General features: G+C 66.0%; 24 protein-coding genes and 2 tRNA genes. 13 read left to right on the forward strand and 13 right to left on the reverse strand.

The features are described 5' to 3' along the window. The first annotated feature begins 5 nt into the window (after nt 1-5). Entirely contained in the window at nt 6-1,817 is a 1,812-nt protein-coding gene (locus E7773_RS05925; protein ID WP_293989428.1) for an acyltransferase family protein, read from the forward strand. Then, nucleotides 1,814-2,245 (forward strand): DUF488 domain-containing protein, encoded by a 432-nt coding sequence (locus tag E7773_RS05930; protein WP_293989430.1) that lies wholly within the window; start codon nt 1,814-1,816, stop codon nt 2,243-2,245. Before E7773_RS05925 ends, E7773_RS05930 begins: the two co-directional genes overlap by 4 nt. On the opposite strand, the gene E7773_RS05935 is transcribed toward E7773_RS05930, so the two are convergent. From E7773_RS05935 to gyrA, 3 genes are read right to left on the reverse strand one after another with little or no spacing between them, the layout of a single operon-like run. Continuing rightward, complete coding sequence (locus E7773_RS05935) at nt 2,242-2,994, reverse strand: GDSL-type esterase/lipase family protein (protein ID WP_293989432.1); 753 nt, start codon at nt 2,992-2,994, stop codon at nt 2,242-2,244. The two genes, E7773_RS05930 and E7773_RS05935, sit on opposite strands and share 4 nt — an antisense overlap. After that, on the reverse strand, nt 2,963-3,313 hold the full coding sequence (locus E7773_RS05940) for a DUF952 domain-containing protein (RefSeq protein WP_293989434.1): 351 nt from the start codon (nt 3,311-3,313) through the stop codon (nt 2,963-2,965). Before E7773_RS05940 ends, E7773_RS05935 begins: the two co-directional genes overlap by 32 nt. Then, nucleotides 3,310-6,081 (reverse strand): DNA gyrase subunit A, encoded by a 2,772-nt coding sequence (gene gyrA / locus E7773_RS05945; protein WP_293989436.1) that lies wholly within the window; start codon nt 6,079-6,081, stop codon nt 3,310-3,312. Before gyrA ends, E7773_RS05940 begins: the two co-directional genes overlap by 4 nt. A gap of 226 nt (nt 6,082-6,307) precedes the next feature. Between gyrA and E7773_RS05950 the strand changes: the two genes are divergently transcribed. Further along, nucleotides 6,308-7,588 (forward strand): hypothetical protein, encoded by a 1,281-nt coding sequence (locus E7773_RS05950; protein WP_293989438.1) that lies wholly within the window; start codon nt 6,308-6,310, stop codon nt 7,586-7,588. Between the two features lie 55 nt (nt 7,589-7,643). On the opposite strand, the gene E7773_RS05955 is transcribed toward E7773_RS05950, so the two are convergent. After that, nucleotides 7,644-8,111, reverse strand: coding sequence for an Lrp/AsnC family transcriptional regulator (locus E7773_RS05955; RefSeq protein WP_293989440.1), 468 nt, complete (start codon nt 8,109-8,111; stop codon nt 7,644-7,646). Between the two features lie 178 nt (nt 8,112-8,289). On the opposite strand from E7773_RS05955, the gene E7773_RS05960 reads away from it, so the two are divergent. Then, a complete protein-coding gene (locus E7773_RS05960) occupies nt 8,290-9,924 on the forward strand; it encodes a HAMP domain-containing sensor histidine kinase (protein WP_363129965.1) in 1,635 nt (544 codons plus the stop codon). A 4-nt stretch (nt 9,925-9,928) separates the two neighbouring features. Beyond that, nucleotides 9,929-10,930: a polysaccharide deacetylase family protein gene (locus tag E7773_RS05965; protein ID WP_293989442.1), complete on the forward strand. Its 1,002-nt coding sequence runs from the start codon at nt 9,929-9,931 to the stop codon at nt 10,928-10,930. A gap of 8 nt (nt 10,931-10,938) precedes the next feature. Here the strand turns inward: E7773_RS05965 and E7773_RS05970 are convergent. The 4 genes from E7773_RS05970 to E7773_RS05985 form a co-directional block, all read right to left on the reverse strand. Continuing rightward, nucleotides 10,939-11,015 (reverse strand) — tRNA-Ile (locus E7773_RS05970). A gap of 11 nt (nt 11,016-11,026) precedes the next feature. After that, nucleotides 11,027-11,103, reverse strand: a tRNA-Pro gene (locus tag E7773_RS05975). A gap of 67 nt (nt 11,104-11,170) precedes the next feature. Then, entirely contained in the window at nt 11,171-11,413 is a 243-nt protein-coding gene (locus tag E7773_RS05980) for a hypothetical protein (RefSeq protein WP_293989444.1), read from the reverse strand. A gap of 39 nt (nt 11,414-11,452) precedes the next feature. Continuing rightward, entirely contained in the window at nt 11,453-12,856 is a 1,404-nt protein-coding gene (locus E7773_RS05985) for a M28 family peptidase (protein WP_293989445.1), read from the reverse strand. Nucleotides 12,857-13,178: 322 nt separating this feature from the next. On the opposite strand from E7773_RS05985, the gene ettA reads away from it, so the two are divergent. The 3 genes from ettA to E7773_RS06000 all read left to right on the forward strand — a co-directional run bounded on the left by ettA (nt 13,179) and on the right by E7773_RS06000 (nt 16,331). Beyond that, the gene (gene ettA / locus E7773_RS05990; RefSeq protein WP_293989446.1) at nt 13,179-14,852 is read left to right on the forward strand and encodes an energy-dependent translational throttle protein EttA; all 1,674 of its coding nucleotides are present in this window, start codon (nt 13,179-13,181) and stop codon (nt 14,850-14,852) included. A gap of 23 nt (nt 14,853-14,875) precedes the next feature. Continuing rightward, nucleotides 14,876-15,382: a hypothetical protein gene (locus tag E7773_RS05995; RefSeq protein WP_293989447.1), complete on the forward strand. Its 507-nt coding sequence runs from the start codon at nt 14,876-14,878 to the stop codon at nt 15,380-15,382. Between the two features lie 178 nt (nt 15,383-15,560). After that, nucleotides 15,561-16,331 carry a methyltransferase gene (locus E7773_RS06000; RefSeq protein WP_293989448.1) on the forward strand — a complete coding sequence of 257 codons (771 nt, stop codon included), beginning with the start codon at nt 15,561-15,563 and terminating at the stop codon, nt 16,329-16,331. Here E7773_RS06000 and E7773_RS06005 read toward each other — a convergent pair. Continuing rightward, nucleotides 16,321-16,590: an acylphosphatase gene (locus tag E7773_RS06005; RefSeq protein ID WP_293989449.1), complete on the reverse strand. Its 270-nt coding sequence runs from the start codon at nt 16,588-16,590 to the stop codon at nt 16,321-16,323. The genes E7773_RS06000 and E7773_RS06005 overlap by 11 nt on opposite strands. Before the next feature lie 203 nt (nt 16,591-16,793). Between E7773_RS06005 and E7773_RS06010 the strand changes: the two genes are divergently transcribed. Next, entirely contained in the window at nt 16,794-17,747 is a 954-nt protein-coding gene (locus E7773_RS06010; protein WP_293989451.1) for a DUF2268 domain-containing putative Zn-dependent protease, read from the forward strand. Here the strand turns inward: E7773_RS06010 and E7773_RS06015 are convergent. From E7773_RS06015 to E7773_RS06030, 4 genes are all read right to left on the reverse strand, one after another. Continuing rightward, nucleotides 17,744-18,124, reverse strand: coding sequence for a DoxX family protein (locus E7773_RS06015; RefSeq protein ID WP_293989452.1), 381 nt, complete (start codon nt 18,122-18,124; stop codon nt 17,744-17,746). The two genes, E7773_RS06010 and E7773_RS06015, sit on opposite strands and share 4 nt — an antisense overlap. A 77-nt stretch (nt 18,125-18,201) precedes the next feature. Then, on the reverse strand, nt 18,202-18,684 hold the full coding sequence (gene greB / locus E7773_RS06020; protein ID WP_293989453.1) for a transcription elongation factor GreB: 483 nt from the start codon (nt 18,682-18,684) through the stop codon (nt 18,202-18,204). Then, a complete protein-coding gene (locus tag E7773_RS06025) occupies nt 18,684-18,818 on the reverse strand; it encodes a hypothetical protein (RefSeq protein WP_293989455.1) in 135 nt (44 codons plus the stop codon). The genes greB and E7773_RS06025 overlap by 1 nt, the downstream gene beginning before the upstream one ends. Nucleotides 18,819-18,861: 43 nt before the next feature. Continuing rightward, on the reverse strand, nt 18,862-20,841 hold the full coding sequence (locus E7773_RS06030) for a lytic transglycosylase domain-containing protein (protein ID WP_293989457.1): 1,980 nt from the start codon (nt 20,839-20,841) through the stop codon (nt 18,862-18,864). A gap of 78 nt (nt 20,842-20,919) precedes the next feature. Here E7773_RS06030 and dapA point away from each other — a divergent pair, with 78 nt between their 5' ends. From dapA to E7773_RS06050, 4 genes are all read left to right on the forward strand, one after another. Beyond that, nucleotides 20,920-21,807 (forward strand): 4-hydroxy-tetrahydrodipicolinate synthase, encoded by an 888-nt coding sequence (dapA, locus tag E7773_RS06035; RefSeq protein ID WP_293989459.1) that lies wholly within the window; start codon nt 20,920-20,922, stop codon nt 21,805-21,807. Further along, nucleotides 21,804-22,415, forward strand: a complete 612-nt coding sequence (locus E7773_RS06040; protein ID WP_293989461.1) for a DUF805 domain-containing protein — start codon at nt 21,804-21,806, stop codon at nt 22,413-22,415. Before dapA ends, E7773_RS06040 begins: the two co-directional genes overlap by 4 nt. A gap of 24 nt (nt 22,416-22,439) precedes the next feature. Next, a complete protein-coding gene (gene smpB / locus E7773_RS06045; protein WP_293989463.1) occupies nt 22,440-22,925 on the forward strand; it encodes an SsrA-binding protein SmpB in 486 nt (161 codons plus the stop codon). A gap of 142 nt (nt 22,926-23,067) precedes the next feature. Then, entirely contained in the window at nt 23,068-25,095 is a 2,028-nt protein-coding gene (locus tag E7773_RS06050) for a M13 family metallopeptidase (protein ID WP_293989465.1), read from the forward strand. Nucleotides 25,096-25,150 lie beyond the last annotated feature (55 nt).

Consider the following 25,150-nt stretch of genomic DNA (forward strand, 5'->3'; position numbering starts at 1 on the left):
GGGCAGTGACCAGCAAGCAGACATATCGCGCCGATATCGACGGCTTGCGCGCGCTCGCCATCCTGCCGGTCGTGTGGTTCCACAGCGGCCTGCCGGGCGCACCGGGCGGGTTCGTCGGGGTCGATGTCTTCTTCGTCATCTCGGGCTATCTCATCACGCGGATCGTTCGCGACGATCTGGCCGCGGGGACGTTCAGCTTCGGCCATTTCTACCGCCGCCGGTTCCGCCGGATCGCGCCGGCGCTCGCCGTCGTGCTGATCGCGACGCTGGCGGTCGGATATCTGATGCTCGTGCCCGACGATTTGGTCCGGCTATGCCGCTCGGCCGTCGCTGCGGTGGTGATGATACCGAATATCTATTTCTCGTATGTCGGCGGCGGGGACTATTTCGCGATCGCCAAGCGCGCGCAGCCACCGCTGCTGCATATCTGGTCGCTCGGCATCGAGGAGCAGTTTTACCTGTTCTTCCCGTTCTTCCTGATGATCGCCACGCGCTTTCGCGTCGCGCGGCCCGCGATCGTGCTGGCCGCCGTCGCGTCCTTCGCCTTGTGCGTTGTCGGCGCGAAACACGCGCCGGTCGCCGCCTTCTACCTGCTGCCCAGTCGGGCGTGGGAATTGGCGCTGGGCGCGATGTTGGCGGTCGACGCGGTCGCCATTCCCGCGCGCTGGCGCGCTGCCACGTCGGCGATCGGCATCGCGATGATTGCCGCCAGTATCGCGTTGTTGGAGGGGCAGGGCATTTCACCGTTATGGGCGGTCTCGATCCCGGCGTTCGGGGCAATGCTGTTGATCGGCAGCGGACCAAACGCGCCGGTGAATCGCGTCCTGGCGTTCGCGCCGTTCGTATGGATCGGGCGGATCAGCTACTCGCTGTACCTGTGGCACTGGCCGATCTTCGCGTTTCTGCAGCGGTGGTGGATCGACGACCAGCTCCCGGCTGTCTGGTCGCTGGCGGGGATCGGTCTGTCGATCATGCTGGCCTGGATCACCTATCGCCGGGTCGAGCAGCCGGCGCGCCGCAGCACCGTCCGGTTCGGCTTGGTCGCCGCGCCCGTCGCCGTCGGTGCGGCGATCGTGCTGGCCGGGTCCCTCTCCGCGATAACCTCGGCGGGGTTGCCGGAGCGGTTCACACCGCGTGCGCGGGCGATGATCGCGGAAGGTGACGACCACGCGCCGCTCGGCCTGACATGCCTGAACATGCCGCTATCGGATGTCGAGCGGTCGTGCGTGGTCGGAAAGGGGACGCCCACCATGCTGATTTGGGGGGACAGTCATTCGGCGTCCGACTCGGCGGGAATCGCTGCAGGACTGGGGCAGACCGCGGTCGTGATCGGCAACGGCGGTTGCCCGCCGGCGATCGATCCGCGATCCGGGATGACCGCGGGCTGCCTCAAACGCAATCGGGCGATCCTCGCGTGGCTCGGGCGACGCCCGGCGATCACCACCATCGTCTTCGCGGCATTGTGGCGCACTTACGAAAAGCGCGATCGCGGAGCGTTCTGGCGCGGCATGCAGCCGACCATCGACGCGCTGGGCGGCAAGCGCGTCATCGTCCTAGCCGGTGTGCCCTATCCTGGCGTCGACGTGCCGACCGACAGCGCAATGCGCGAGCAATGGGGCCGACCGCCGCTACGCTTCGACTGCCCACCCGCGCGCGTACCGATCACGGGGGTGACCCTGGTCGATCTGTCGACGCCCTTTTGTGCCTATCCGGAACCATGGCGGCTGTTCGTCGATCGTAACCATCCGAGCATGACCGCGAACCGCGCGATCATCGGACCGGCATTCGCGAAGATACGGTCGGAGAAGGAGCCATGACGATTTTCACCATCGGGTACGAAGGCACGACGATGGATGCCTTCCTGACTGCGCTGAAGAATGCAGGGGTCGAACAGGTCATCGACGTCCGCGCGTTGCCGCTGTCGCGCCGGCCGGGATTTTCGAAGAATTCGCTCGCCGCGACCCTCAAGGAAAACGGCATCGGCTATGTGCATCTCAAGGCGCTCGGCACGCCCAAGCCGGGGCGCGATGCCGCCAAGAAGGGCGACTGGCAGACGATGGAAGCGGTCTACGCTGGTCAGCTCGAGCTGCCCGAGGCGCAGGCGGAAGCCGCGAAGATGCGCGACCTGGCTGCCGAAAAACGCTCGGCGCTGCTGTGTTTCGAACGCGACGCGCACCACTGCCACCGCACGATGTTGTTGCGCGAGGAGGGCGAGGGGGCCGAGGTGGTCGACCTGATACCCTAGCGCGCCAGAGCCTTGGCGATCGCGGCTTCGGCGATCGGCCGCATGATCGCGTACCCAGCCTTGTTGGGATGAACCCCGTCGCGCGACAGCCGTGCGGGGAGTCCGCCGTCGCTCTCGGCCATCGCCGAATAGTAATCGGCATAGGCGAACCCGCGGCGGTTGGCATAATTGCGTAGCCAGCGGTTGAGCGCAGCGATCGCGACGGCCGGGCGTTGTTCCTTCCGCCAGCCGAAAGCGCGCGCTGGCAACACCGACCCGATCACCACGCGGATGCCGTGGGCGCGGGCATATTCCGCCATGTGGCGGATGACGTTCTCCGTCCATTCGAGCGACATCGCACCGCTGTTGCCGGCGATATCGTTGGTGCCCGCCATGATGTGAACCACGCGGGGCTTGAGCTCCAGCACGTCGGGGGTGAAGCGGTCGAGCATTTGCGGGCTGGTCTGCCCGCTGATCCCGCGATCGATCCGCCCCGGCGCGAAGAACGCGGGGTCGGCGATCGCCCAGCCTTCGGTGATCGAATCGCCGATGAACACGATGTCGATCTTGGCCCGCGAAGCGATTAGCCGCTGGTTTTCGGCGCGGTAGCGGCACTCCCATGCCCAATCGCCCTCGCGCGCCCATTTGCCGTCCGTCGGGCAGCCATTGGGCATCGCGATCTGGCGAGCGGGCATGGCTGGCCGGGTGCTCGCACCAAGCAGCGCGAGCGCGACGAGACTAACCCGCCACGGGAAGGCGGACACTGCCATCCTCGTGGCGCTCAAGCGGGCTGTAGGCGACCACGACCTCGAGAGGCATCGCGCCGTAGATGTGCGGGAATAGCGCGCCGCCGCGCGACGGCTCCCACTTCACCGCATCGCCCAGCGCTTCGAGGTCGACCGCGGCGATCCACAGATCATGCTGCCCGGCGAAATGGTGATCGACCGTCTCGGTCAGCTGCGCCGCGCTCGACAGGTGGATGAAACCGTCGGCGATATCGACCGGAGCGCCCGCGAAACTGTTGGTCTCAAGCGCGCGCACCTGATCTGCCGTCAGCACCTTGTACGCGACGAGTGGGCGCTCGCTCATGCTTCGCTCTCGCCCTCTGCTGCCGTCTCACCGTCGGGCGTCTCTTCCTCATCGCTTTCTTCGATCTTCGCGGCGGACACGACATGCTCGTCGTCGGCGACGTCGAACAGCCGCAACCCGGCCGAATTGCGCCCGATGACCCGCAGCCGGGCGTCGCGCTTTCCTTCCTCGACCGGCTCGCTGGGGTCGCGAATCTCGATCGGGAGACGAATCAGCTTGGCCTGATCGGTGACGAGCATGATCTGCTCGCCGGTCTTGGCCGGGAAGCTCGCCACGACCGGACCGTTTCGTGCGATATTGTCGATATTGGTGATGCCTTGGCCGCCGCGCCCGGTGCGGCGATATTCGTACGCCGAACTGATCTTGCCGTAACCATTGGCGCAGACGGTCAGCACGAACTGCTCCTTGGCGGCCAATTCAGCATAGCGCTCGTCGCTCATCTGCCGTTCGCGCTCGCCTTCGCGCTCGGCTTTCCACGGCGCGAACCGCAAATAGTCCTCGCGCTCTTCCTGATCCGCCACGCCGACCTTGTGCAGGATCGACAGCGAGATCACTTCGTCGCCGCCCCCCTTTTTATCTTGGCCGAGCTTCATCCCGCGCACGCCGGTCGAATTGCGGCTCTGGAACTCGCGCACCTCGTCGCCGGCGAAGCGGATCGCCTTGCCCTGGCGCGTTGCGAGCAGCACGTCGTCGCCCGCGTCGAGCAATGCGACGCCGATCAGCCGGTCGTCCTCATCCTGGCCTTCGAACTTCATCGCGATCTTGCCGTTCGACGGTACGTTGGCGAACGCGTCCATCGAATTACGCCGCACGCTGCCCTTGGCGGTGGCGAACATGACGTGGAGTTTGCCCCACTCGTTCTCATCCTCGGGGAGCGGCAGGACGGTGGAGATCGTCTCGCCCTCGGCCAGCGGGAGCAGGTTGATCATCGGCCGGCCGCGGGTGGCCGGCCCACCCTCGGGCAAGCGCCACACCTTCATCCGGTACACGCGGCCGAGCGTCGAGAAGAACAGAACGGGCGTGTGCGTGCTGGTCACGAACAATTCGGTGACCGCATCCTCGTCCTTGGTCGCCATGCCGGCGCGGCCCTTGCCGCCGCGATGCTGCGCGCGGAACGTGTCAAGGCTGGTGCGCTTGATATAACCCTGCACCGTGACGGTGACGACCATCTCCTCGCGCTCGATCAGGTCCTCGTCTTCGATTCCGTCGGCAGCGGCGGCGATCTCGGTGCGGCGCGGAGTCGCGAACAACTCGCGCACCTCGACGAGCTCCTCGCGCATCACAGCGTAGAGCTTCACGCGGTCGGCGAGGATCGCGAGCAACTCGGCGATCGAATCGGCCAGCGTCTTGAGTTCGTCGCCGATCTCATCGCGCCCCAGCGCGGTCAGGCGATGGAGACGCAGATCGAGGATCGCGCGAACCTGCAGGTCCGACAGGCGATAAGTGTCGCCGGTCACCTCGGTTTCGACCGCTTCGACCAGCTTGATGTACTGCGCGATCTCGGCGATCGGCCATTCGCGCATCAGCAGCGCGTTGCGCGCCTCCGCCGGGCTCGCCGAGCCGCGGATGATGCGGACCACCTCGTCGAGGTTGGTGACCGCGATGACGAGGCCGAGCAAGAGATGCGCCCGGTCGCGCGCCTTCGCCAGCTCGAACTTCGCGCGGCGCGTGATGACCTGTTCGCGAAACTGGATGAACGCCTGAATGAAATCGCGCAGGTTGAGCAGCTCGGGCCGCCCGCCGCGGATCGCCAGCATGTTCGCCGGGAACGACCCCTGCGCCGGCGTGTGGCGCCACAATTGGTTGAGCACGACTTCCGCAGTGGCGTCGCGCTTCAGGTCGATAACGATCCGCACGCCCTCGCGGTTCGATTCGTCGCGAATGTCGCTGATCCCTTCGATCCGCTTGTCCTTGGCGGCCTCGGCGATCTTTTCGACCAGCGCATTCTTGCCCTGCTGGTAGGGAATTTCGGTGAGCACGATCGAACGCCGGTCCCCGCGCCCCTCCTCGATCTCGTAGCGCGATCGCAGGACGATCGATCCGCGCCCGCTTTCGTATGCCGCGCGGCAGCCGCTGCGGCCCAGGATCGTCGCGCCGGTCGGGAAGTCCGGGCCGGGGACGATCTCCATCAATTCCTCGGTCGTGATGGCACCATTGTCCATGTACGCGAGGCACGCGTCGATCACTTCGCCCAGATTGTGCGGCGGGATGTTGGTCGCCATGCCCACCGCGATCCCGCCCGCGCCGTTGACCAGCAGGTTGGGGAAGCGCGCGGGCAGCACCGACGGCTCGTTCTCGGAGCCGTCGTAGTTCGGGACGAAATCGACCGTGTCCTTGTCGAGATCCTCCATCAGGAACCCGGCGGACTTGGCGAGGCGCGCTTCGGTATAGCGCATCGCGGCGGCGGGATCGGGGTCCATCGACCCGAAATTGCCCTGACCGTCGATCAACGGGAGCCGCATCGCCCAGTCCTGGGTCATCCGCGCCAGCGCTTCGTAGATCGAACTGTCGCCGTGCGGGTGATACTTACCGATCACGTCGCCGACGATGCGCGCCGACTTGCGGTATGGGCGGTTGTAGAAGAACCCACTTTCCTGCGCGGAGAACAGGATGCGGCGGTGGACCGGCTTCAACCCGTCGCGCACATCGGGCAGCGCGCGCGCGACGATCACACTCATCGCGTAGTCCAGGTAACTCGTCTTCATCTCGTCGACGATCGAGATGGGGGTAATGTCCGAAGGGTCGGCGAGGATCGTCTCGTCGGTCAAGTGGGCGGTGCTTTCAGGTGATGTTGCGGTTGGATGACGGTATAGGCGCTGCCGCAGCCGATGTCACGCGCGCGTACGCGTGAGCGCGCGCGAGGCAGTTTCACCAGCCCGCCATTCAATCCGCATTCAGCCACGATCGGCCAATCGCCCGCCATGCGCCTTGAACCCGCGTCGCCCGCTGACTAGAGCGGTAACGACGGGCCCGGCGCCCCTTGAGGAGAGTTCGATGAAGAGGATTTCGACCGCCGTGCTGAGCGCGGCGTTCTTGACCGGGATGGTCGGCGTGGCGTTCGCGCCCGCGGCATTTGCCAAGAAGAAGGACGAAGCGCCGGCGGGGCCGACGGTCAGCCCTGCGGTGGGTGCTGCCGTCCAGAGAGCGAAGGCGGCCAGCGCGGCCAAGGACATCGCGGGGCTAGAGGCGGCGGTGGTCGAGGTCGAGGCCGCAGCGAAGACCGACTACGAAAAGTATCTGGCGTCCTATCTGCGCTACGCCCTGGTGTCCGAAAAGATCTCGCAAGCCTCGACCGGCACCAACGGCGTATTCGATCCGACGCCGATGATCGCGCCGCTCGACGCGCTGATCGCCAACCCGACTACTCCGGCGGACATGCGGCCCAAGTTCGAGTATAGCCGCGCGACGATCGCATATGACCAGAAGAACTGGGCGCTCGCGACCAAGATGTTCACCGATGCCGCGGCGCATGGCTCGACCGAGGCCAATTTGCCGTTGTATCTGGCGAAGACCAAGATCCAGGCGGGCGACGTGGCGGGCGGCGTCGCCGATCTCGACAAGCTGTACGCCAGCGGCAAGCCGCAGACCGACGATTTCTATCGCTACGCGATCGACCAATCGAGCCGCGCGGGATTGAAGGCCGACACGTTCAAGTGGCTGCAACGCTGGGTGAGCGCCTATCCGACCGCCGCGACGTGGCGAAACGCCATCCAGTTCTATGGGATCAGCGCGAAGCCGCTGGTCAAGGTCGACAAGCGCCAGCAGATCGATCTGTTCCGGTTGATGCGCCAGACCAGGGCCTTGGCCGACCAGTACGATTTCGAGCAATACGCCCAGTACACGAGCGACATCGGGTTGCCCGACGAAGCCAAGATGGTGATCGACGAAGGCAAGGCGGCGGGTAAAATTCCTGCCGTGCCGAGTTCGCTCGTCCGGGCATTGGCTACCGACGCCGCGACTGCGATTGCCGCCGAGGGCTCGTTTGACGGGCTCGAGCGCAAGGCGGCCGCGTCGCCGACCGGCCCGTTGTCGGCGCAAACCGGCGACGCGTATCTCGGCCGCTCCAACTACGCCAAGGCGATCGCGCTGTATCGCCAGGCGCTCGCCAAGGGCGGGGTCAACACCGACGAGGTCAATACGCATCTGGGCATCGCGTTGGCGATGAGCGGCGACAAAGCCGGCGCCAAGACCGCCTTCAGCGCGGTCACCACCGCGCCGCGCAGCGACATTGCCGGGTTCTGGATGATCTATCTCGACCATCCGCCGACGAGCTGAGCGGGCAACAGGAAGGTGGCAGGGGCGGCCAGCGATGGTCGCCCCTTTTTATTTGCTATTCGTCGCCGACCGGGATGCCCGGCTGGTGCTTCGAAGTGCGAATCGTCAGCGAGGTCTTGACGCTAGCGACGTTGGGCGCGGGCGTCAGGTGCGTGGTGAGAATATCCTGAAACGCCTTCAGGTCGCTCGCAACGATCTTCAGGATGAAGTCGATCTCGCCGTTGAGCATATGGCATTCGCGGATTTCGGGAATCGTCGCGACATGGCCCTCGAATGCCGCCAGATCGCGCTCGGCCTGGCTGCGCAGGCTGACCATCGCGAACACGGTAATCGGATAGCCCAGCGTCGCGGCATCAAGTTCGGCGTGATAGCCCTGGATCGCGCCTCCTTCCTCGAGCGCGCGGACTCGGCGCAGGCAGGGTGGCGCGGTCAGCCCGACGCGGTCGGCGAGCTCGACATTGGTCATCCGTCCATCGGCCTGGAGCAGCGACAATATCTGCCGGTCGATCCGATCCAACGCCATCGTCAACTCTCCGGATTTTTTCGGCGTGCGTCGCCGTCGGCCAGCATAATATAATTGCGAACTTACGCAATCGTCCCACATTGCGACGCGCCAAAATGGAGCATTTGAAGCGGGCGTTCGGGCGGTTAAGGAATCGTTACGGCGCGTCTTTCGCGCGCCGGCCAACAGGCGGGGTTCCTTGCGCTTCGACGACAGCCTCGACACGGTCCTTGGCGCCGACATGGCGACGCCGTTCGGCGTACAATCGGCGTGGCGGCAGTTGACCGACCTGATCGGGCGACGGCGTGTAGACGCGACGCCGGAAGCCCTCGAGCGGCTCCGTGCGATCCGTTCGCTGGTGCCGCCCGCGGTGCGCGGCGCAAGCGCGCGGAGCCTGGCTTTCGCGACCCCGCCGGCGAGCCTGGTGCGGCTGTTCGGCGAGGACGATCCGGCGATCGCTGCACCAGTGCTGTCAACCGCGCGGCTCGACGCCAGCGACTGGCTGGCGATAATCCCGGAATTGCCACCCGCCTCGCGCTCACTGCTGCGCCATCGCCGTGACTTGCCAGTGCGCGCGGTGCGCGCGCTCGACAGCTATGGCGCGGCGGACTTCGCGCTGCCGCAGCCCGACGAACTCATCATCGACGTCGAGCTCGAGAACTTGCCGCCGATTTCGCCTATGCCGGCAAACGATCCCGCACCGCTCGATCCGACCGGTCCGTTCGCGATCGCCGAACTGGTCGCGCGGCTCGACGCGTATCAGCGCGATCACGGCGATCTCAATCGTCCGCCCCGGCCGATCGTCGGCACTGCCGAGGCGCCGGCCGACCATTTCTGCTTCGAGACCGACGCGAGCGGCACGATCCGCTGGGTCGATGGCGTCCCGCGCGAGCCGCTGATCGGCGTGCTGCTCGGCGCCCGCTCCGCGCAGGTCGACGGCGTAGTGACCGGCGCGTTCCGTCGCCGCGCGCCGTTCACCAACGCGCGGCTGGTGGTGACGGGCGATTCGGCGGTGGGCGGCGACTGGCAAATGTCGGCGACGCCGGCATTCGACCCGGCGAACGGCCGTTTCACCGGCTATCGCGGCGTCGCCCGCCGCCCGCGCGCCGACGAGCGTGCCGAACCGATCCGCGCCGGCCGTCCCACCGCCGAAGCCTTCCGCGCGCTGGTCCACGAACTGCGCACGCCAACCAACGCGATTTCGGGCTTTGCCGAGATGATCGAGGCACAGGTGCTGGGACCGGCGCCCGATATCTATCGCGAGCGCGCCGTTGCGATCCGCGGCAGCACGCGCGAACTGCTCGACGCGATCGACGACGTCGACACCGCCGCGCGGCTTGACCAACAGGCGCTGGTGCTGCGCCCCGGCCTCGTCGTGGTCGCTTCGCTGCTGTCGCGCGCCGCTGCCGACCTCGAGCCGCTGATGCGGCTGCGCCAATCGGTGGTCGATGTCGATACGGGGCAGGGCGTCCCGGACATTGCCGGCGACGAGGTCGCGGTTGGGCGAATCATTAGCCGACTGATGGGGTTGGCAGTCGCAGCCAGCGGGCAGGGCGAGCGGCTGACCGTCGGCGCGAGCGCGGAAGGCGAGATGGTCGCGCTGACGATCGATCGCCCGCGCGCGTTCGCGGCGCATCCGGGCGAGGCGTTGTTCGCGCTCGACAGCGAGGATCAGGGGGAGGGTGCGACCTTGCTCGGCGTCGGGTTCGCGCTGCGGCTGGCGCGCCGGCTCGCGGCCGAGCTGGGCGGCGGGCTGACGATCGGCGAGGATCGCTTGACATTGCGCCTGCCCGCGGCGTTGAATCGGGATGTGGGGCAGCTTTCTTCTAACTGACGTGATGAGCGAGCCTCTTCCGGAACCCGGCTTCCGCCCGTCCGCGCCTGCACCCGCCGACCTGATCGCCTGGCCCGCCGATTTCGGCACGCGCTTCGTCGTGTTCGTCGATGTCGAAGAGGAGTTCGACTGGGACCTGCCGCTGTCGCGCGACAACCGCTCGGTCGAAGCGGTCGCGGCCTTGCCCGACGCGCACGCGCGCTTCGCCGCGGCGGGAGTGCCGCTGGCGCTGATGCTCGACCACCCAGTGGCGAGCGATGCGCGCGCGGCCGATTGGATCGGCCCCTTGCTGACGGGCGGCAGCCTGGTCGGCGCACAGCTCCATCCCTGGGTCACGCCGCCGTTGGACGAGGCGCTGGTGCCGCGCAACAGCTTCGCCGGAAACCTGCCACGCGCGCTGGAAGCGGCGAAGCTCGACGCGCTGACCGACGCCATCGCTACCGCGTTCGGTGCGCGGCCGACCGCTTATCGTGCCGGCCGCTATGGGCTCGGTCCCCAAACATTCGAGTTGCTCGCCGGACGCGGCTACCGGCTCGACAGCTCGATGCGGCCGGGGTTCGATTATGCGCCGCAAGGCGGCCCGGACTATGGTGCCATCGGCAACCAGGCATTCCATATCGGCGGGCTGATCGAGTTACCGTCGACCACCGTGTTCACCGGCTTGGCGCGGGGCGGCGGCATGGGACTGTACCGCGCGGGAGGGTCTGTGCCGAAGGGACGGGCGTTGCTTGCCCGCACGCGACTGCTCCAGCGCATTCCGCTGACCCCCGAGGGTATCCCAATTGCCGAGGCGCTGGAAGCCGTGCGCGCCGCGGTCGGCGACGGCATTCGTGTGCTGAGCTTCGCGTTCCACTCGCCGTCGCTGGTGCCGGGGCATACGCCCTACGTGCGTTACGCCGACGACCTGCGCGCGTTCTGGCACTGGTGGGACCGGATGTTCGCGGAACTCGACCGGCTGGGTGTGACCCCGTGCGGGCTGGCGGAACTGATCGCAGCGGCGGTGTGAGGTGGCGTTGGTGGGCCCGGCAGGACTCGAACCCGCAACCTAGCCGTTATGAGCGGCCAGCTCTAACCAGTTGAGCTACAGGCCCCACCCGCAAAGTGGTCGGGGAGACAGGATTCGAACCTGCGACATCCTGCTCCCAAAGCAGGCGCGCTACCAGACTGCGCCACTCCCCGACGCGGAGCGACCCTCTAGGCAGCAAAACCGGGGGCGGCAAGGCCGAACCCCGCCTGCCCGCGTGTCCTACTGGCTGTTCGCCGCGTCCGTTGCGTTCATGCTGGCACTGTAGGTCGCGCTCGCGCTGTTCATCGCATTCGCCGCGGCGGCGTTGGCGTTCGCATCGGCTTCGGCCTGCATCGCCGCGGCGTTGTTCACCAGGTCCGATTCCATCGCGTTCGCCACGTTTTCCGTGGTCGGCTCGGGCTTGTGACAGGCGGCCAGCAATACCAGCCCGGCGGCGGCGAGGACGGCGGCGATCTTTTTCATCGGAGATTCTCCTGTTCAAATCGTGATGCGGGGCGACGATCAGCCGCCCTTGGGCGTGGTCCTGTCCCAATCCTCGGGTGCGTTGGCGACGATCCACAGCATCGCCGTCCACGCCGCGACGTTCTGGCGCATCTGCTCGATATCGATCTTGTCGAGCGTGTCCTCGGGCGTGTGGTGCCAGTCGAAATAGCGGATGCCGTTCTGGTTGAGGTCGACCGCCGCCGTGCCGAGCTTGAACAGCGGGCCGACATCGGTGCCATCGCCCGCGACCTCACGGCTGCGCACGATCCCGAGCGGGGCGAGCGCTACGCCGAGCCGGTCGCCTATCGCCTTCGCGCTGTCGGGGAAATTGGTCGAAAAGCGCCAGACGTTGTCCGCGCCGAAATCGGATTCGGCGGCCAGCGCGAACTTTTCGGTCGCGTGCGCCTTGGCATAGGCCTCGCCGCCGAACCCGCCCGGTTCCTCCGCGCCGAACCACACGATGCGGATCGTACGGCGCGGGCGTGGGCCGTCGAGCAGCCACTTGGCCGCCGCGGTCGTGATCGCGACCCCGGCACCGTCGTCGATCGCGCCGGTCGCGAGGTCCCAGCTGTCGAGGTGCCCGCCGATTACGATCGTCCCGGCCTTGGGGTCGGTGCCCGGCACTTCGCCGATGACATTGCCCGATTCGGCGTCGGGCAGGGTGCGCGGGGTCAGCGTCAGGTGCAGCGTCACCTTGTCGGTGCGGGTGAAAATGCGCTCGAGCTGTTCCGCGTCGGCGACCGACAGCGCGGCGGCGGGGATCGGCGTCACGCCGGGTGCCCAGTTGGTCCCGCCGGTGTGCGGCCAGCGCCCGTGGTCGCTGCCGATCGAGCGGATGATGATCGCGGCGGCGCCCTTCTTGGCGGCGATGTTCGGCCCGACGAAGCGCGCCGCGCCGTACGCGCCGTATCCGCTGCCGTCCTGCGCCGCCTTCATCTGGTTGGAGACGAACGCGATCTTGCCCGTGAGGCTGCCGTCGGGCGCGGCGAGCAGGTCGTTGAAGGTCGGGAAATAGACCACCGGCGCGGTGATCCCTTCGGGCGGGGTCGCGCCCGAGCGTCCGAGCGCGGCTAGCACGAGCTTCTGCGGGTACGGCCCGACGATCTCGGCCTTTTCCTCGCCGCGCACCCACACCGGCATCATGTACGTCTCGATATGGACGTTCTTGAACCCCAGCGCCTTGAGCTTGACCACCGCCCAGGCCCGCGCGCGCGCCTCCGCCTCGGTCGCCGCGAGCCGCTGGCCGACTTCGGTCGTCAGCCCCTCGACGATATCGTAGGCGACATCGTCCTTCAGCGCGGCATCGCGTGCTTTGGCGACCGCGGGGTCGACCTTGACCGGCGCGGGCGGTGCCGCGCGTTGCGCGATGGCGGGAACGGCGACGGCGGCGATGCCGGCAAGCGCGAGGGGGGCGATCCGCATGTTGTTCTCCCTGGGGTCGAGTCTGCGGTCGGACTTAGAGCGGCGGGGCGGGCGCGGGAAGGGCCATCGTCGCCGTCACAGGGATGCTAAGTTGACACTAGGTTGACACTATCGGCGTCGGTTTCGGCCGGTCGCGATCCCCTCGGCTATCGGCGTGGTCCCGGGGGTATGGCGGCGTGCATCGCGGGATGCTGGCAGATGAAATCCAACATTTGAAGTCCGTATTGCGCCAATGAGCGGCAGGCCTTCCCTAATGCCCGCCCAATCGCTATCTCCCGCCCTCGAAATTCCCGCCAATTCAATCACGGAGCAACGCGCCACCATGGCCGGCCAATACGCTTATGTCATGAAGGACATGACCAAGACCTTCCCCGGCGCGCCCAAGCCGGTGCTCAACAACATCAACCTGCAATTCTATCACGGCGCGAAGATCGGGATCGTCGGCCCCAACGGCGCAGGCAAGTCGACGCTGATGAAGATCATGGCGGGGGTCGACAAGGATTTCAGCGGCGAGGCCTGGCCGGGCGAGAACGTCACGGTCGGCTATCTCGAGCAGGAGCCCGAGCTCGACCCGACCAAGACCGTGCTGGAAAACGTCAAGGACGGCGCGCGCGAGACCGCGGACCTGGTCGCGCGCTTCAACGAGATCGGCATGTTGATGGCCGAGCCCGACGCCGATTTCGACGCGCTCGGTGCCGAAATGGGCGACCTCCAGACGAAGATCGATGCGGTCGACGGCTGGAGCCTCGACAGCCAACTCGAATTGGCGATGGAAGCGCTACGCTGCCCGCCGGGGGACAGCTCCGTCGCCAACCTGTCGGGCGGTGAGAAGCGCCGGGTCGCGCTGACGCGGCTACTCATCCAGAAACCGTCGATCCTGCTGCTCGACGAGCCGACCAACCACCTCGACGCCGAAAGCGTCGAATGGCTCGAAAACCATCTCAAGGAATATGCCGGCGCGGTGCTGATGATCACCCACGACCGCTATTTCCTCGACAACGTCGTCGGCTGGATCCTCGAAATCGACCGCGGCAAGTACTTCCCGTACGAGGGCAATTACTCGACCTATCTCGAGAAGAAGGCGAAACGCCTCGAGCAGGAAGAGCGCGAGGAATCGGGCCGCGCCAAGGCGATCAAGGACGAGCTCGAATGGATCCGGCAGGGCGCCAAGGCGCGCCAGACCAAGTCCAAGGCGCGTATCGCGAAGTTCGAGGCGCTGGTCGAGGCGCAGCAGAATCGCACGCCCGGCAAGGCGCAGATCGTCATCCAGGTGCCCGAGCGGCTCGGCGGAAAGGTGATCGAGGTCGAGAACCTGTCCAAGGCGTATGGCGACAAATTGCTGTTCGAGAACCTGTCGTTCACGCTTCCCGCGGGCGGGATCGTCGGCGTGATCGGGCCCAACGGCGCGGGCAAGTCGACCTTGTTCAAGCTGATCACCGGCCAGGAGCAGCCGGATGCCGGGACGATCGAGGTCGGCACCACGGTGCGGCTCGGCTATGTCGACCAGAGCCGCGATCACCTCGATAATTCGAAGAACGTGTGGGAGGAAATCTCCGACGGGCTCGATTATATGAAGGTCAACGGCCACGACCAGTCGACGCGCGCCTATGTGGGCGCGTTCAACTTCAAGGGTTCGGACCAGCAGAAGAACGTCGGCAAACTGTCGGGCGGCGAGCGCAACCGCGTCAATATCGCGAAAATGCTCAAGCGCGGCGGCAACGTGCTGCTGCTCGACGAACCGACCAACGACCTCGACGTCGAGACCTTGGGCGCGCTGGAAGAGGCGATCGAGAATTTCGCGGGCTGCGCCGTGGTCATCAGCCACGACCGCTTCTTCCTCGACCGCCTGTGCACGCACATCCTGGCGTTCGAGGGCGACAGCCATGTCGAATGGTTCGAGGGGAATTTCGAGAGCTACGAAGAGGATAAGCGGCGGCGGTTGGGCGATGCGGCGGATCGGCCGACCAGGTTGGCGTATAAGAAGCTGACGCGGTAATATTGGGCAAACAAGGGGGCGGTATGATTGGTCGGGGAGTTATCGCGGTCGTAGCTGCCTGGTCGTCGATGGTACCTGCCGCCGCGCAGGACTTTACGCTCAAAAAGAAGATCGGAGAATGGGTCGTCTATCGGCACGATGATGACTGCTGGATGAGGAAAGATCTGGCTAACGGTACCAGCCTCGCATTCTCCACAGCGCAGACGTATACCGATCTGTTCATCAAGCTCCGGAATGAATCATGGGCGTCGGTCACTGACGGTTCGACATACGTTCTGCGTGTACAATTTGGGTCGATTGATGAGACGAAGACCGCATATGGGTCGAGTCGAACCAGCTTGCTCCCTCCTGGGGTTGGAATCTTTCTCAACGAATTGGGCGACGGCTATATCGATCGTCTCGAAGTGAGCACATCGATACGCATCACGATGGACGGCAAGGTAATCGTCGACACGCCATTGACCGGAAGCGACACGAACGCTGCGTTCGAATATCTTCGACGGTGCACGATGAGCATGCGGGGGGATTAATCCGCCGACTTGTTCGCTCCCCTTCACCGAATGATCCTTTCAAAGATTGGATCGTCGCTGAACGCCGGTAGGCAACCGCGGCATGATCAAACGCAAGCGCGAAAGGTCGTTTCAACGCCAGCTTTGACAAGCGTTCCGAAGTGTGATGCCTTGATAGTACACCATGAGGTAAAGAATCATGCTTCGCCCGTCGCTCGTCCTGATCGCCCTGACCGCAGCGCCAATCGCGCTTTATGCGGCGCCGGCCATGCCCTCATACGTGGCCGCTGCCGTCGCCGATCCCGACCGGCCGCAGGGCGACCGTGACACCGACGCCAATCGCAAGCCTGCCGAGACGATCGCCTTCGCCGGCGTGAAGCCCGGGATGACGGTCGGCGAGTTCTACCCCGGCGGCGGTTATTACACGCGGATGCTGAGCCGCGTCGTGGGCCCGCGCGGGCATGTCTACGGCATGGAGAATGTGCGGTGGAAGGGCTCGGTCAAGGCGAACGACGCGCTGGTCGCCGGGGGCAAATATCCCAACGTGTCGATGGAAGCCGCGGCGTTCGGGACGGTCCGCTTCGCCAAGCCGCTCGACCTCGCCTGGGTCACCCAGAATTATCACGACCTCAAGATCGCGCAGTACGGCGTGGTCGATACGGTCGCGTTCGACCGCGGGGTGTTCAACGCGCTGAAGCCGGGCGGGACCTTCTTCGTGCTTGACCACGAAGCTCCACCAGGCACCGACCTCGCGGGGATTGCGAGGCTCCACCGCATCGAACGCGCGCAGGTGATCAGGGAAGTGACCTCGGTCGGGTTCAAGCTCGCCGACGAAGGCACGTTCCTGCGCCGCCCGTCGGACGATCACACGCTGCCGATCTTCGACAAGAAGGTGCAGGGCCAGACCGACCAGTACGCCTTGAAATTCGTCAAGCCGGCCGGGCGATCCGGCGCGCGCGTCAGGCGGTGAAGCGCTTGGTGAACCCCTTCACCGGCTGGCCGTCCTCGACATAGGCCTCGACATGGTCGACCCGCGACAGCGGCGGGCCTTCGCGGCAAGCCTCGACCAGCGCCGCGACCGCCTCGTCCTCCCCGGACACCATGACCTCGACCGTGCCGTCCTGACGGTTGCGCACCCAGCCGGTAACTCCCAGTGCCTGCGCCTTGCGGATGGTGAAGTCGCGGAAACCGACCTGGTGGACCTTGCCCGACACAACGACCCGCTGCATCACACCCATAGAACTCAACCCCTTGTGCGCGGCGAGTTGATCCCGCCCGTGGCCATGGATGCTATCAGCGTTCGGGCGCGACCGTATCGGTCCTGCCCGACGGTTCGCCGCACGCGCGGCGCGGTTCGGCGGGAGCGGAGCGGGAAGCGCGCCGAAGCGAATGGTTGCAGCGGAAACTTGCTGGATTTCAGGGAGGTTAGGCGATGAGACGGTTAACGGCGGCGGCACTGATCGTGCTGGATGCGGCGATGCTGACCGGCGCGGCGAAGCAACCGCCGGCGCCCTACCATTCGCTGACTCGCGAGTTCGCGCAATTCTACGACAGCACCGTGGCGATGCCCGAAGCGGCACGCGTCGCCTTGTTCCGCCAGCGCTTCGCGGCGCGCTTCCCCGGCTTCTATGCTCCTGCCGACGGGCAGAGCGATGAACAGTTCAATCGTAATATCGCCGCGTCGCTTCGTAACTTTCCCGCACTGCGTGCGCGCTACGAACAGACCGAGCGCGACTTCCCGCGCGCCTATGCCGCGGGCCTGCGCCATTTCCGCGCGCAATTCCCTGGGTTCAAGCCGGTGCTGCCGGTGTGGTTCGTCCACTCGCTCGGGCGGATGGACGGCGGCACGCGGACCTACGGCGGCAAGACCTACATGGTTTTCGGCGCGGACGTGATCGCGCAAATCCACGGCGATGGCACGATCGGCCCGTTCCTCGATCACGAGCTGTTCCACGTCGAAAACGGGCAATGGTTCAAGGACTGCCAGCCCGACACGACGGTGTGGTGCTCGCTGTGGCAGGAGGGCGGCGCGACTTATGCCGCGTCGGTGATGAACCCGGGGGCGGACGATCACACGCTGATGCTCGACCTGCCCAAACCGATCCGTCCCGCGGTCGACGCAAAATGGCAGGCCGCGCTGTGCACGCTGCGCCGCGATCTCGATAAGGGCGATCAGGCGACCTATGCCAGCTATTTCATGGGCGGCGGCGGCGAGCAGGCATTCCCAAAGCGCTGGGGCTATTATGTCGGCTATCGCCTGATGCAGCGCGTCGGCAAGCGCCACAGCCTGGCGCAGATCGACCATATGGGCCACGCCGCCGCCCGCGCGGAAATCGACCGAGAGCTGGGCGGTATGATCGCCGAGGCGGGCGGTTGTCCGGCCTAGGACCTCGCGCGCATCGCATCGATGCTCCACGGCCCGGCGCCCGCGGCGGCGAGGTAGAGGAAAACGAAGCAATAGAGCATCGCGGCCTCGCCCATGTTCTGCGCGGGGAAGAAGCTCTTCGGCGCGTGGACCATGAAATAGGCGACCGCCGACATGCCCGACAGGACGAACGCCACGGGCCGCGTGAACAGCCCGATCAGGATCAGCGCGCCGCCGACCAGCTCGAGTGCGCCGGCGACGTAGAGCAATGGCGTGAGCGGCGCGGGGAAGGGCGGGACGCCGAAATATTTCGACACGCCGTGTTGCAGGAAACCGAGACCGGCGACGATCCGCAGTAGCGAGAGCAAGCGCGGCGACCAACTGGCGGGAATGGGCATGGGACCTCCTGTTCGTTTCGTTTGGCCGTCTATGGCGGGATCGCTTGGATAACCAGACAAGCGATGGAAACGCTCCGTTAAGCGTCGGGGTAGGCGATCGCGATCACCTCATATTCCTTCTCGCCGGCGGGCAACGCCACGCGGCGCAGGTCGCCGACGGCGGCGCCGCGCAGCGCGCGCGCGAAGGGCGAGCCCCAGCCGACCCGGGCTTGCCCGGCATCCGCTTCGTCGTCCCCCACCAAAGTGAGCGTGCGGTGATTGTCGTCCTGGTCGGCGATCGTGACGGTCGCGCCGAAGAACACGCGCGTCCGGTCCGGCGCGGCGGCGGGGTCGACCACCTTCGCCGCCTTCATCCGCTTGGCGAGCCAGTCGAGCCGCCGGTCGATCTGCCGCAACCGCAGGCGGCCATAGATGTAATCGCCATTCTCCGACCGGTCGCCGTTGCCCGCCGCCCAGGAAATCACCTCGACCAGCTTGGGCCGTTCGTCGGACAGGAGTTGCTCATATTCGGCGCGCAGCACCGCGAAACCGGCGGGCGTGATGTAATTGGGGCGATCCACTACTCGTTGTGGCCGAAGGTAACGCGATAATCGCTTTCGCAAATCTCGATAATTTCGCGCATCAGCGTCCAGGCTTCTTGCGGAGCGTTGTTAGCCAGCAGGTCGTCATGCAAGCCCCGCAAGCCATTGAGCATGGACTGATAATATCGCTCATCCTTTGCAGTCGGGGCGGGCATTTCAGCCCGGCCGCTTGTTGCCGAGGTACCAGCTCAGCCGCGCACTGCCGATCGACGTCGCGCGTTGCGGGTTGATCAGGTCGTAGACCACTGCGTTCTCGAGCACGTGCTGGACGTAGCGCTTGGTCTCGTCGAACGGGATCGCCTCGATCCAATCGACCCAGTCGACGCTGCCGCTGCGCGGGTCGCCGTTCGCGGCAAGCCATTTGTTCACGTTGCCGCCGCCCGCATTGTACGCCGCGATCGCCAGCGGATAGCTGCCGTAGATCGCGTAGAGTCGCCCGAAATAGGCGGTGCCGAGCTGGATGTTATAGTCGGTACTCGACAGCAACATCCCCGAATCCCACGCGATACCGAGCTTGCCGGCCTGTTCGCGCCCCGTCCCCGGCATCAGCTGCATCACGCCGCGCGCGCCGGCGCGGCTGATGAGGGCGCGGTCGAACTGACTTTCCTGGCGCATGATGCCGTGCGCGATGCTCCAGCTGCCGGTCGCCGACGCGGGGATGTTGACGGTCGGGAAGCCGGTCAGCGTATAGTCGCTGACGCCGTTGAGCAGCGCGCTCCGGCCCACCATCACCGCGAGGTCGGGACGCTGGAGCGTCCGCGCGAGTTCGGCGGCGAGGGCGTGGTCGGCCTCACTGGTCGCGGCGTTCGCGATCTGGCGCACGAACGCCGTTTGATCCTCGTGCTGCCCGATCGTGCCGAGGAACTGCGCGGCGCGGACGATCTCGCTTTGGTAGAAGGCGGCGCGGACAGCGGGATCGACCGGACGATCGATCGCATCGGTCGGCGCGACCATCGCGAGGCCGAGGCGCTCGGTCGCGAGCTGGCCGTAGAATTGGTCGCGATATTGCGCGGCGCGGCCGAGATAGGCGCGCGCGTCGTCGGGCCGCCCGGCGGCTTCGGCGGCGCGGCCCGCCCAATAGAACCCCTTCGATTTGAGCGCCGTCGAGCGCGACCCGCCGGTGTAGCGCACGAACATCGGTATCGCGTCGGCAGGCCGCCCGAGCCGCTTCATCGCGGTCTGCCCGGCTAGCCAGACGAGATCGGTGTAAGGGTCACGCTCGCCGAGCGGGCGCAACGACACGTCGGTGCCGGCCGGGTAGGCATCGTCGACCTGGCTCGCGATGGCGTAGGCATTGCTCGCCTCGCCCGCCCCCAGTGCCGCGCGGGCGTTCTTGAGCAGCAAGTCGTACCAGCGGTCGACGTCGGTCGGCAGCGCGGTGAAACCGTGCGGCCGCGCCAGCAACGCGCGCGCCGACGATCCGGCGCCCGAATTGGCCAGCCAGATCGCCTTGTCGGCGAGATAACCCGGATCGCCCGCGCCGAGCACATCAGCGCTGCCCGCGCCCGGCACGCCGGTGCGCAGATCGAGCCGCGCCTGGAAAAGCGGGCGCCTGGCTGCGCTGGTCAGCAGGATCTGGCGGCCCGCCGCAGCGGTTTGCCCCTGCCACAGCAACTGGTCCATCCGCGCGTCGTGATCGGCAGTGGTTAGCGCATCGGGGAAAGTCGCGAGGATGAACGCTTCGTCGGCATTCGACAGCAGCCCCATGATCCAGCCATTACGCGCCGCGCTCTTCGCTTCGTCGCGGAAACCGGTGCCGTTGAGTGCCTGTGCGAATCGCGTCCAGGCAGTGGCGTTCTGCGGCGGGAAGCGGCGGAAGAACGCAACCGCAGTCGAAGCCGAGAAATTGCCCTTGCCCAGCGCCGCTTCGGCATTGCGCCGCATCTGCGTCTCGCCCGGCCAGCCGGGATGCGCGAGCATGAAACGCGCATAGCTGTCGAACGGCGCGTTGTTCGTGGTGCTCAGCGAGCGCCATTCGGTAATCGCCGCCGACAGCGACGTGTTGGTCGGATCGGCGATGCTGCCGGTCAGCAACGCCTTCGCGCGATCGAACTGATCCTGAAACGCAAAGCCCGTTGCCGCCATCCCCGACAAGGCGGTGGCGAGCACTCCGGTCTTGATCCACGACGCGATCATATGGACAGCATATAAGCCGTCGCCCTATCTGTCAGGTGAATAAACCGCGATTTGGGCGCGCGTAGGGAGCTTTTAGGCATGTTTTCGGGATCGATCCCGGCGTTGGTCACGCCGTTCGCGGCGGATGGCAGCTTTGCCGAGGAAGCGTTTCGCGCGCTGGTCGAATGGCAGATCGCGGAGGGATCGGCAGGATTGGTGCCGGTCGGCACCACTGGCGAAGCGGCGACGCTGAGCTATGACGAGCATTTCGACGTAGTCCGCGTCTGCGTCGATCAAGCGAAGGGCAGGGTGCCGATTCTGGCCGGCGCGGGATCGAACGACACCCGCGTCGCGATCGCCAACGTCCACGCGGCGAAGGCCGCCGGCGCCGACGCCGCGCTGATGGTGCCGCCCTATTACAACCGCCCGAGCCAGGAGGGCATCTTCCGCCATTTCGAAGCGATCGCGCACGCGACGCCGCTGCCGATCGTGCTCTACAACGTCCCCGGCCGCACCGTGACCGACATCCAGCCAGCGGCGATGGCGCGGATCGTCCAAGCGTTTCCGGATATCTTCATCGGCGTGAAGGACGCGACCGGATCGCTCGGCCGCGTGACCGAGCAGCGGCTCGGTTGCGGCGCGGACTTCGTCCAGCTGTCGGGCAACGACGAAACCGCCCTGGCGTTCAACGCGATGGGGGGCGTGGGGTGCATCTCCGTCACCGCCAACGTCGCGCCGCGGCTCTGCGCCGATTTCCAGGCAGCATGGGCGGCGGGTGACTTTGCCAAGGCGCGCGCGCTGCACGACAAGCTCTATCCGCTCCACATTGCGATGTTCACTGACGCGTCGCCGGGCCCGGTCAAATATGCGCTTGGCAAGATCAAGCCCGACTGGCCGCTCCACCTCCGCCTGCCGATGACCGAGGCGGGGGAGGGTGCGCGTGCGGCGATCGATGCGGCGATGAAAACAGCGGGGATTGGATCATGAACTTACTCGGGCGCCACCTCACCGGACTTGCCAGTTTCTCCGGACGCGAAAACCGTCAGCCGTTCTGGCTGTGGATCCTGATCGTCTATGCGGTGCAGATGGTCGTCGGGATGATCGTGATGATCCCGATCATGATGGGGATGATCGAGCGTATGGCGCCGTTGATGCAGGGCGATCCGCATCGCTTCGACGACCATCCTGAGCTAGTCATGCAGATGATGACGCCGATGATGAGCAACATCATGGTGTTCGCCGCGATCATGGCGGTCGTCTGGCTGGTGCTGATCGGCGCGGCGGTGGTGCGGCGGCTACACGACGGCAACCGGTCCGGATGGTGGGCGGCGCCGGTGTTCGCGTGCCACGTCGTGATGCCTCTGTTCTACGTCAGCGTCATGCCCAGGTTCTTCGAAACGTTCGGCACGATCCGGCCTGGGATGACGCCCGACCAGGTCAACGCGCAGATGCTGCCGATGATGCACTCGTTCGGCTGGCTGTGGCTGCTCGGGATGGTCAGCTTCCTGATGATGATCGTGCTGATCGTGTTCCTGTGTCTGCCCGGGACGCAGGGCGTGAACCGCTATGGCGAGGATCCGCTGGCGTTCGCGTGAACGCGCGCCTACATCGCCGCTCCCATGCCGCGTCCCAAGCCCGCCACGTTCGACAAGAAGAAGATCGTCGCCGAGAACCGGCGCGCGCGGTTCGATTACATGATCGACACGACGTACGAGGCGGGGATCGCGCTGACCGGGACCGAGGTGAAGTCGCTGCGTTTCGGCGAAGGTTCTATTGCGGAGAGTTATGCCGAGGTGACGCCCGACGGTGGCGTGTGGCTGGTCAATTCGAACATCCCCGAGTTCAGCCACGGCAACCGTTTCAACCACGAGCCCAAGCGGCGGCGCAAGCTGCTGATGCACGAGCGCGAGATCAACAAGCTACACGGTGCGGTCGCGCGCGACGGCATGACGCTGGTCCCGCTGATGATCTATTTCAATTCGCGCGGTCGCGCGAAGCTCGAACTGGCGCTCGCCAAGGGGCGCAAAGCGCACGACAAGCGCGACCATATCAAGGAACGCGACTGGAAGAAGGAAGCCGGGCGCATCATGCGCGAGCGCGGCTGACACTCCACCGTCGCCGGCGACGAAGCGTTGGTTTCGGGCGATTGACTGGGCGTATCACTGGCGTAGAACACGCGACGCCAGAAGGGGCGGCGCGTACCATGACACCGCGACCGCTTCCCATATCAGGAGAGGGACACCCGGGATGAAGCCTGTAGTCTTTGCCTTGCTCGCCGCGACTGCGCTGGGCAGCGTCGCCGTCGTGCAATCCGCCGCGCCTGCCGCCGTCACCGCCAAGGCCAAGCCGGCGTTCGGCACGTTCGGCTTCGATGAGGCCGGGATGGACAAATCGGTCGCGCCGGGCGACGATTTCTACAGCTTCGCCAACGGTGCCTGGACTCGCAACACGCCGATCCCGCCCGACAAATCGAGCTTCGGCGCGTTCGAGGTGCTGCAGGATCTGTCCGACAAGCGCACCCGCGGGCTGCTCGAGACGGCGGCGACGAACCCGAATTCGAAGATCGGGCGGACCTACGCGACCTATCTCGACACCGCGACGATCGAAGCCAAGGGTTTGGCGCCGATCAAGCCGTGGCTCGACCGGATCGCCGGGCTGTCATCGAAAAACGATTATGCCGCGCTGCTGGTCGAGGCGAGCCGCGCCGGCGTGGGCACGCCGTTCGCGAGCGGCGTGACGCAGGACGCGAAGAACCCGGACGTCTACGCCGTCGCGCTGCGCCAGTCGGGGCTCGGCATGCCCGACCGCGATTATTACCTGAGCGCGGACCCCAAGCTCGCCGAGGCCAAGACGGCCTATGTCGCGCATATCGCCAAGATGCTGACGCTGGCGGGCGAGGCGAACGCTGGCCCGCGGGCGCAGGCGATCGTCGATTTCGAGACCGCGATCGCCAAGGCGAGCTGGACCCGGATCGAGAGCCGCGACGCCGACAAGACATATAACAAGATGAGCGTCGCCGACCTGGCCAAGTCGGCGCCGGGCTTCGATTTCGTCACCTATTTCAAGAATACGGGCGCTACCGAGGTCATCGTCGGCCAGCCGAGCGCGATCACCGGGATCGCGGCATTGATCGATTCCACCCCGCTCCAGGTGCTCAAGGACCAATTGCTGATCCGCAGCCTCGACGGATATGCCGACGTCCTGCCCAGGGCGTTCGACCAGGAGCAGTTCGCATTCTACGGCACCGTCCTGTCGGGCACGCCGCAGCAGCAGGAGCGCTGGAAGCGCGCGGTGCAGTTCACGAGCGCCGCGCTGACCGACGACGTGTCGAAAGTCTATGTCGCCAAATACTTCCCGCCGGCGACCAAGGCAGCGGCCGACAGCCTCGTCAAGAACCTGATCGCCGCGATGAACGCGCGTATCGACCGGCTGACGTGGATGGCGCCCGAGACCAAGGTGAAGGCGCACGCCAAGCTCGCCGCCTTTACGCCCCGCATCGGCTATCCGACGACGTGGCGCGATTATGCGGCGCTGAATATCGTCAAGGGGGATGCGTTCGGCAACGAGCTTCGCGCCAACCAATGGGGCTATGATTACAACCGCGCGAAGCTGGGCAAGGCGATCTATCGCTGGGAATGGGGGATGACCCCGATGACGGTGAACGCGCAGGCCAACCCGACGCTCGTCGCGATCACCTTTCCGGCGGCGATCCTGCAGCCGCCGTTCTTCGACCCCAATGCCGACCCGGCGGTCAACTATGGCGGGATCGGCGCGGTGATCGGCCATGAGATGAGCCACCATTTCGACGATCAGGGCGCGAAGTTCGACCTGCACGGCAAGCTGACGCAATGGTGGACTGATGCGGATATCGCCAATTTCAAGAAGTTGAGTGGCGACCTTGTCGCGGAATACGACAAATACGAGCCGCTGCCGGGGATGCACGTCAAGGGCGCGCTGACGCTCGGCGAGAACAGCGCCGATCTGGCGGGGCTGAGCGCGGCATACGACGCGTATCATCGCTCGCTCGGCGGGCGGCCCGCACCGGTGATCGGCGGCTATACCGGCGATCAGCGCTTCTACCTCGGCTGGGCGCAAGTGTGGCGGCGCAATTACCGCGAGGCGAACCTGCGCCAGCGATTGCTGACCGATCCGCACAGCCCGAGCCAGCAGCGTGCCTGGATCGTTCGCAACATGGACCCGTGGTACGCGGCGTTCAACCCGGTGCCGGGGCAGAAACTGTACCTGACGCCGGCGCAGCGGGTTCGTATTTGGTAAGCCGAAGCGAGGCGATTAGCGCGCGCTAATCGCCGCTTCGCGCAACGAACGCGAA

Origin of the sequence: Sphingomonas sp., assembly GCF_004799495.1 — a bacterium.
Taxonomy (GTDB): Bacteria; Pseudomonadota; Alphaproteobacteria; order Sphingomonadales; family Sphingomonadaceae; genus Sphingomonas.

Coding starts and splice junctions, on each gene's coding strand:
- E7773_RS05930 (WP_293989430.1), top strand. CDS start 1,814: ATGACGATTTTCACCATCGGGTACGAAGGCACGACGATGGATGCCTTC.
- E7773_RS05935 (WP_293989432.1), bottom strand. CDS start 2,994: ATGGCAGTGTCCGCCTTCCCGTGGCGGGTTAGTCTCGTCGCGCTCGCG.
- E7773_RS05940 (WP_293989434.1), bottom strand. CDS start 3,313: ATGAGCGAGCGCCCACTCGTCGCGTACAAGGTGCTGACGGCAGATCAG.
- E7773_RS05950 (WP_293989438.1), top strand. CDS start 6,308: ATGAAGAGGATTTCGACCGCCGTGCTGAGCGCGGCGTTCTTGACCGGG.
- E7773_RS05955 (WP_293989440.1), bottom strand. CDS start 8,111: ATGGCGTTGGATCGGATCGACCGGCAGATATTGTCGCTGCTCCAGGCC.
- E7773_RS05965 (WP_293989442.1), top strand. CDS start 9,929: ATGAGCGAGCCTCTTCCGGAACCCGGCTTCCGCCCGTCCGCGCCTGCA.
- E7773_RS05980 (WP_293989444.1), bottom strand. CDS start 11,413: ATGAAAAAGATCGCCGCCGTCCTCGCCGCCGCCGGGCTGGTATTGCTG.
- E7773_RS05985 (WP_293989445.1), bottom strand. CDS start 12,856: ATGCGGATCGCCCCCCTCGCGCTTGCCGGCATCGCCGCCGTCGCCGTT.
- ettA (WP_293989446.1), top strand. CDS start 13,179: ATGGCCGGCCAATACGCTTATGTCATGAAGGACATGACCAAGACCTTC.
- E7773_RS05995 (WP_293989447.1), top strand. CDS start 14,876: ATGATTGGTCGGGGAGTTATCGCGGTCGTAGCTGCCTGGTCGTCGATG.
- E7773_RS06000 (WP_293989448.1), top strand. CDS start 15,561: ATGCTTCGCCCGTCGCTCGTCCTGATCGCCCTGACCGCAGCGCCAATC.
- E7773_RS06005 (WP_293989449.1), bottom strand. CDS start 16,590: ATGCAGCGGGTCGTTGTGTCGGGCAAGGTCCACCAGGTCGGTTTCCGC.
- E7773_RS06010 (WP_293989451.1), top strand. CDS start 16,794: ATGAGACGGTTAACGGCGGCGGCACTGATCGTGCTGGATGCGGCGATG.
- E7773_RS06015 (WP_293989452.1), bottom strand. CDS start 18,124: ATGCCCATTCCCGCCAGTTGGTCGCCGCGCTTGCTCTCGCTACTGCGG.
- E7773_RS06025 (WP_293989455.1), bottom strand. CDS start 18,818: ATGCTCAATGGCTTGCGGGGCTTGCATGACGACCTGCTGGCTAACAAC.
- E7773_RS06030 (WP_293989457.1), bottom strand. CDS start 20,841: ATGATCGCGTCGTGGATCAAGACCGGAGTGCTCGCCACCGCCTTGTCG.
- dapA (WP_293989459.1), top strand. CDS start 20,920: ATGTTTTCGGGATCGATCCCGGCGTTGGTCACGCCGTTCGCGGCGGAT.
- E7773_RS06040 (WP_293989461.1), top strand. CDS start 21,804: ATGAACTTACTCGGGCGCCACCTCACCGGACTTGCCAGTTTCTCCGGA.
- smpB (WP_293989463.1), top strand. CDS start 22,440: ATGCCGCGTCCCAAGCCCGCCACGTTCGACAAGAAGAAGATCGTCGCC.
- E7773_RS06050 (WP_293989465.1), top strand. CDS start 23,068: ATGAAGCCTGTAGTCTTTGCCTTGCTCGCCGCGACTGCGCTGGGCAGC.